The following is a 6,778-nucleotide window of genomic DNA, read 5'->3' on the forward strand; positions in this document are numbered from 1 at the left end:
CAGCGGAACCCTCGGTCCCGCTATCTCGGTGTCCACCATCCGGGGTGAACCTCACGGCGCCGTATTTCGTCCAGGATTTGCTTGTTCGACATTTGTTGCAGCGACATCCTGGTAGGGGAAAGGGGACGGTTCTCTTCTTCGGTCATGTAGCCGGCGGCAATCAGCACTTCTTGGATCGGCGCATCGAACAGCACTGCGACTTGCCGAAGAACTTGCGGGGATGGCGACCGCACGATCGTTGCCCAATGACGCAACAACGACGGATACACCCCTAGTGCCCGCGCAGCCTCCTCGGTGCTCTCGTAGCCCCGAGCATCGATCTGGCCGCGAATCCACGCTCCGAATCCTGTGCGCATGGCCAGTATTTTTCCATGAAGGCCTGGATCGATATCGGCTGTGCGCCACGAACGGCGAACTTTCGCCGAAATTTGTGAATGCAATCTTCGCCATCGCCATCGTCACCGTCAGCAAGCTCAACGCGAACACATGGGACCGGGGTTTCTGCATCGCACTCGCCGTCGTCGTCGTGATCCGCATCCGCGGAAACGCGTTCCACTCCTGTTGCGCATCAATCGCCGCACAAGAGTTCCTCGACGGTGGGGGACGTCTCGGGTTCAACCCCCTCGCGCCCGCTATTGCAGCGGCCACAGCGATCACACCACCGGCAGTGGTCCTTGGCATTCACGTACGAAATCGCAATCTGGTAACGGAAGTCGGAATGGACTAAGCCGCTTGCCGTTCGATCGTGAAAACGACACGGAGAGTGGGAACGCAAGAGTGTTGCCCCTGATCCGACCGTCAGCTGGAATCGATCCGCGACCCTCACGCCCGCGAAAGAACGACCACAATATTGCTGAGTTGTCGGAAGCGGAACGAAACGAGGACACCGCAACGGCGGCTGTACAGTCCTTGCCAAAGGCGCTGTCTACTTCCACTTTCCATCCAAGGGAGCGATCGTCGAACACTTCATCTTGGACTGGTACCGCTCCGTCAACGAAACCGTCGGCGGAGCAACGGTCGGCATGAGAAGTGGAGCAGGGGAGCAGCTGGCAATGTTCTTCACCCCTCGCGCACCAGATCGTCGAGAACCCACCAATCTGCGGACGGCATGAACTCACCTCGACCCCACCGTCGACTTTGCGCATCGGGTGGACGCCATCAGCGATATCGTCAAGACCGCCATCCCGAAGGGGAACTCACCGACACCCACCGCACACCGTCTCGGATGGACCCTGTGCGCCGGAACCACCCATGCCTCCTTGCAGGAAGATATGGAGGTGTTCACCCGTATCAGTGACACCGTCGCAACCCGCACCGCGTCCGTGAGCGCTTCAGCGGCGCCATCGGCGTCGTTCTGTTCGTCACCGACAAAGGCGAACGCTCCTGAGCTCTAGGGCGACGACTGTGTCCGGAATCAGATCGAGGGTTCTACACACGGGGAAAAACGCTCATACAGAAGGAACATTCGTACTCGCACAACGGCAGAACAGAGTCGAAAGTCCCCGCTGAGCGTCGATGAAACGCCACCGAAAGTACGAGAGCATCCCCGAAAGGGTTGAACTTTCTCCGGTTTGTGTGACTTCGAGTACTACTGGTCGGTAGCCTTCGCTCCGAGCACATAGATGTGACTCGCGACACACCAAAAACGAGTGATGTACGGTGCGTCGATTCCATGCCTGAGGAGCCCAATGTCCAAGAATGCCTTGAGAACCCGAGTTGTCCCCACGATGGCGATCGCTGCAGCCCTTGCATTGATAGGAGGAGGCGTCGCTACTGCTGAGGAGAATTCCTCGCTCGGTTCGTCCGGTACACCCGCCGCTACTCCTTTGACGTTCGACGGGTGGTCGTCATGCCCCGTTGAAGACCTCGATGTCGCAACCTGCGCGACTGTTGTGGTGCGCGGCGGTTCGATGAAAATCGGGGGGTTGACCGTGCCCGTCCCCGACGGCGGACTGAAGATCGCCGGCGGAGTCAAGTACGCCACCCAACCCGACGGCAGCTTCGTCGAAACCTTCGTCCCCAAGCCGGACGGCCGAAACGGGGTGTACTCGAACCCGATCTCCGTCCCGGGTGGCGCCATCGGAATCGACACTCCACTGAATCTGACCCAGATCACCGCAACAGTCGAAGCTGTTGGGCTACCGAACATCAAGGTGCTCGATCAAGAGCTGACGATGCCGGTACGACTGAAACTGTCGAACTCGTTGTTGGGTAACAACTGCTATCTCGGCTCCACGGCGAACCCGATCAACCTCCACCTCACGACCACCGGTAACCCGCCCTCGCAGCCCATCGGCGAATATCCCGGAGCAGTGTTCCCTGCCGTTCAGCACACCGACAATCTCTTCGCAGCTCCTGCCGCTAGCGGGTGCGGGGTCTTCGGTGCACTCAACTGGGCGGTGAACCTGCGAGCAGGAACCCCCTCGGCCAGCGGAAAGAACTCTCTGACCACTTCCAGCGACGTCTACACCGTCGCCGCGCGCAAGGTACGACCGCCGGCAGCTTCCGCTGCGCAGGCAGCCGAACCTGCAGCTGTGGCGCAGATGGGAGCCGCCGGGTAGAGATCACACCCGCCTGAATTTCTTTCGACTGACGGTTCACCCCAAAGGTATTCGACAGAAAGGCACATCACATGTCATCACGCACAATGCTCGGCAAGGCCCCCGCGATCGTCGGGGCAGCAGCCGCATTGACCATCGCTGCATCCGGGATCGCAGCAGCGTCCACCACGATCAGCCCCGCCACAGCCACTCCGGTGACGGCCACCAGCAGTGGGCTCAGTTTCGTGACAACCGGCGGTCTCGAGTTGTACTGCACCAGCGTCAGCGGAACCGGAACCACCCCTGCGGCGCCCGGTAACGTGAACTCCGGAACGGGCGGCATCAACATCAACATCGCGAGCGTGGGACTGTCCGGATGTGACCTCGAAGGTGTGCCGGCAACGATCACCACGGCCGGTTCCTGGGCTCTGAACGTCAACGCCGACAGTGGATCACCGATGGGAAGTATCAAAATCCCCAACGGTGGAGCTCACGTAGTCGCTGGTAGCTGCGTCATCGACGTCACCGCCAGCACTGCCGGCCCCGTGCCCTACAGCAACACAACACATACCGTCACCGCCAACAACACCGGAACGGTGAACTTCACCTCCAACGGGGGAAGCGCATCCTGCCCGGCAGCAGGAGCCGGAACGGCGAAGATGACCGGGGCGCTCAAGTTCAACTCCGCGCCCGGCATCACCGTCACTCCCTGACCCGGAATGTAGTTGCGCCACAGCCACACCCGCACTAAGTGAACTACATGCGGGTGTGGCTGCGGCGTACAGTTCGCGAACCGTCCCCCGGCACCGGTCGCTGCCTGAGCAGGATGGTTCACAGAACACATGATCGTTTGGCCGAGGACCCGCCCGATCTCTCGTAGTATTTCTCCACGGCGGTGAAAATCCCAGATCACCTTCTAGTGCCTCACCGAGAACCTGAGTGCCTTACTACCCATCCACGATCATGCATCATCTCACCAGTAGTGATGCGCTGGCCCTGTTGAGATGAAGATCGTAGTCGGCCTACGAATCGATCCGAATCGACGCTGTGACTCTCGGAACTCTGTGGCCCAGTGCTCGGTAGAAATGGTCGGCCGCGGCTGTGACGGAACGATTGACGGGCGAGTTCCGAGTGTCGGGACGCATTCAGTGTCCTGCACGGTGGCCGTCAACTCGATGTTCGCAAATAGCGCTGATCGCTTCAAACCTGCATTCCTGCAGACCGTTCGATCGATTATGCGTGAAGGTGGGACTCACGGTTTCGGGTGAAATTCCGAGTAAGCGTGCTACTACTTTACCGGAATAGCCTTCGGCGACCCGTTCGATGATCTCTTCTTGGCGCTTACTCAATCGCATCACGGTCGCCTCCTGCGGCGGTATGGATGGGCGCGGCGGGAGCAACTCACGTTTTGCGTCCAGTGGGGACGTGGAGGCAAAAACGATGCACAACAACGTGGTCGATGCAGATATGGGGTTGCCGAATCCGACTTCATCGCGGGTGCAGGGTTGATCCTGGCCGTGCGTGATGATTGCCAGAGTCCGGCGCGGCTGTCGATAGAGCATCGAATCCTGAGCTGGTACCTCGTTCGTCAGATGTAGTACTGCAGATGGATGTGCAGCCGCGTACCTGCTGATTGACTCTCTCCCGGAAGGGAGTCGTCAATGAGTACGTCCGTCAACCGAAACGGCTGGTCGATCGTTGCGTTGTCATGCGCCGGAGCGGCATTGGTGGCCGCGTTCGTTCTAGGCCCGGCCGCGTTGTTACGCGGACGCTATCCGCAGTTCCAGGATCAATCCGTCATGAGTGAGCTGCTCGGCCGCGGCTTGGTCGACTACTGGGGTAGCGGAGTCCGCACCTATCCGCTCGGCTTGGCGGAGATGGTGGACTACTGGTTCGAGTGGCACGCGATCAAGATCGTCATCTCGGTGCTGCTGACCGCGGTTCTGGGTCTGCTCGCGACGACCCTGTGGCGGCGATCTCTGACGGCCGGCGTAGGTTGCGTGGTCGCGGCGGCCACTACGACTGTGCTGTCATTGTTTTCGGTGTCTGTGGCTGTGCTCAACATCCAGTCGACGGTCGCACCCGTAGTCGCGCTGCTTCCGATGCTCTCCGCGGACAACTCGGACGGGCAGACAGCGCAGTCTCTGATCGAGAACGGTGTGCGCAGCGGAGACTCCAGGCCGCCACTGCTCGAGTTGCTCACACAGGTCGAGCACTACAACTGGGCGGCGATTGTCGCTATCGCCGGGGTGATCGCTGTAGTCGCAACCGGAACCGTCATCGCCTTCCGACGCTACAGGTCGTCGGACACGACAAACGGTGCCCACCGTCGGATGTTCGTCGTCCTCGGATCGCTCGGTGCTGTGATGACCATTGCGATGGCGCTGCTGTTCGTCGCGGCCGTTGTTGCCGTCGTCGATCCAGGAGAAGCTCTGCTCGGCGCGGTCGGCCTGTGACTCTATTGCCGGTCCAAGATGAAGGCCGACGGCGTATCCATGACCGAATCGCGGAAGTGCTGAACATCGCTCGCAGTACGTTGTACCCAAACCTGCAGTAGCAAAAGCGAATTCGCTACGGCATCGGAAATGTTGCGTCTCCGCCGGCACTGATGACTCGGCCGGCACTGACGTCACCGGTTCGGCCTCGATGGATGCGCTTCCTACAATTCGATGGGGCGATTCGGGTGTGGGCCTGTGGTTGGCGCGCTGATATCTGTGCGCCAGTCCCTCGACCGCGATGAGCGGGTAACGCAGCTGTCTGCCGAAGTGGGACAGGGGCAGCTGCGTCGCGGGTTGCAGATCGTCAAGCCGCGGCCCTCGACGGCTCGTTGCGGTAACGCGACAGCCGGCCGTCGGTTCCGGTAAGCCGCCAGGACCAGAGGGTGAGCCGGGTGCGCATTCCGTTGGCGTCGGCGAGGCTCCGGACGTCTGCGCAGGACTCTGTAAGGAGTCGCCGGAAATCGGGGTTGCGCATCGAATAGGTCTCGCGCAGAACATTGCGGGGAATACCCAGCAACGTGGCGTCCTGCCGGCTCGGGACGACGATGGACCAAAACCCTATGCGCATGACTACAGGCGTGGTGAGGCCGAGTGCGAGGCGGTTGAATCGGCTCATGCGCGGAGCGTGATGGCGCAACCATGCATGGGCGAACCCGATGTGACGTGCTTCCTCGGCGAGATGGATCTGCATGATGCGGTCGGTGAGCGGGTGAATGCCACCGCCGCGCATGATGCTCTTCTGGATGTGGTCGATCGGCTCCTCTCCAGCGAGGATGATCTGAAAGAAGAAACTGGGCCACAGCGATCCCAGCGAACCGACCAGGGGGAAGGCCTTGACAAGCCACGTTGGGGCACCGTGGACCTCCGGAGCCACCCGGTTGGTGAACTCCTGAAACATCTGGATGTGGTGCGTCTCTTCGGTGAGTTCGTGCATGAAGTAGCGGAATTCGGGGTTCTCGTTCGCCAGGCCCATCAAGAACTGGGTACCGCCGAGAAGGAGCAGTTGCTCGAACTGGGAGCCGGTCTTTGTTATAGATGCGAGCCGAATCCGGGCAACCCGCCGTTGTTCCTGGGGTGAGAGCGCGCGGTACCAGTCGGTGTGGGACAAGGGGTCGACCGCGGGGAGTGTCCATCTTGGGTCGTCCGCGGGGGCGGCGAACTCGGGCGAATTCCAGGCGATGTCTTTGAACGCCTCGAAGTGGAGCCCTGTCGAGGATGCCTCGGACAGTGTGCGCAGAGTGTCGTGGTAATCGCGACGTTCGTTGACGGTATTGCGCCCCGTAGTTGAGCGGACAGATGGCGCGTTACGCCGCGTGCGACGAAGTGTGAGGAACTGCATTTCGGGCTCCTTTGTGGCATCTATCTCAGACGTGCCCACAGTAAACTAAGTGTGACTACGCGTCCACAGTAACTGTATTGGTCTGCATGTCCACGGGTAAGCGCGGAAGGGTGAACGGGGACGCTCAACATCGCACCATGAGCGCGCGGCTCTCGGCCTTTGATGGTGGTGTGGGTCCTGCTGTCGAGACGACAGCGCTGGACGTGGTCGACGGTCGCACGTTAGGCCGTTGTGTGCATCCGCCGACCTATGCGGTGGGATGGGCGCAGGGAGAGGTTCTCGCGATCTCGTCACGGTTGGTGTCCCCGGTTGATCGGGTCGGAACTCACCTCGCCGAACTCGCGTCCGGTCAAGTCCCTGGGAGTGGTGTAGCCCTGCGTGACCCTGTCGGGTTCAGGCGG

8 protein-coding genes are annotated in these 6,778 nt (G+C 60.8%); 5 read left to right on the plus strand and 3 right to left on the minus strand.

Annotated elements, in window-relative coordinates; genetic code table 11:
* Window positions 1-20: 20 nt before the first annotated feature.
* On the minus strand, window positions 21-356 hold the full coding sequence (locus tag H7C86_RS36335; RefSeq protein ID WP_182263468.1) for an XRE family transcriptional regulator: 336 nt from the start codon (window positions 354-356) through the stop codon (window positions 21-23).
* Window positions 357-430: 74 nt separating this feature from the next.
* Between H7C86_RS36335 and H7C86_RS36340 the strand changes: the two genes are divergently transcribed.
* From H7C86_RS36340 to H7C86_RS36350, 3 genes are all read left to right on the plus strand, one after another.
* The gene (locus H7C86_RS36340; RefSeq protein ID WP_019749925.1) at window positions 431-727 is read left to right on the plus strand and encodes a hypothetical protein; all 297 of its coding nucleotides are present in this window, start codon (window positions 431-433) and stop codon (window positions 725-727) included.
* A 961-nt stretch (window positions 728-1,688) separates the two neighbouring features.
* Window positions 1,689-2,561 carry a hypothetical protein gene (locus H7C86_RS36345; protein ID WP_019749922.1) on the plus strand — a complete coding sequence of 291 codons (873 nt, stop codon included), beginning with the start codon at window positions 1,689-1,691 and terminating at the stop codon, window positions 2,559-2,561.
* A gap of 71 nt (window positions 2,562-2,632) precedes the next feature.
* Window positions 2,633-3,253 (plus strand): hypothetical protein, encoded by a 621-nt coding sequence (locus H7C86_RS36350; RefSeq protein WP_228118167.1) that lies wholly within the window; start codon window positions 2,633-2,635, stop codon window positions 3,251-3,253.
* 432 nt (window positions 3,254-3,685) lie between these two features.
* Here H7C86_RS36350 and H7C86_RS36355 read toward each other — a convergent pair whose 3' ends face one another.
* Window positions 3,686-4,102 (minus strand): LuxR C-terminal-related transcriptional regulator, encoded by a 417-nt coding sequence (locus H7C86_RS36355; protein ID WP_019749919.1) that lies wholly within the window; start codon window positions 4,100-4,102, stop codon window positions 3,686-3,688.
* Window positions 4,103-4,201: 99 nt separating this feature from the next.
* On the opposite strand from H7C86_RS36355, the gene H7C86_RS36360 reads away from it, so the two are divergent.
* Window positions 4,202-4,996, plus strand: a complete 795-nt coding sequence (locus H7C86_RS36360) for a hypothetical protein (protein WP_019749918.1) — start codon at window positions 4,202-4,204, stop codon at window positions 4,994-4,996.
* Between the two features lie 346 nt (window positions 4,997-5,342).
* Here the strand turns inward: H7C86_RS36360 and H7C86_RS36365 are convergent, their stop codons facing one another.
* Window positions 5,343-6,377 (minus strand): diiron oxygenase, encoded by a 1,035-nt coding sequence (locus tag H7C86_RS36365; RefSeq protein WP_019749917.1) that lies wholly within the window; start codon window positions 6,375-6,377, stop codon window positions 5,343-5,345.
* Between the two features lie 137 nt (window positions 6,378-6,514).
* On the opposite strand from H7C86_RS36365, the gene H7C86_RS37080 reads away from it, so the two are divergent.
* On the plus strand, window positions 6,515-6,778 hold a 264-nt coding region (locus H7C86_RS37080; RefSeq protein WP_259349436.1), incomplete at its 3' end, for a hypothetical protein.

Source organism: Rhodococcus sp. UFZ-B548 (genome assembly GCF_903819475.1).
Classification (GTDB): domain Bacteria; phylum Actinomycetota; class Actinomycetes; order Mycobacteriales; family Mycobacteriaceae; genus Rhodococcus_F; species Rhodococcus_F erythropolis.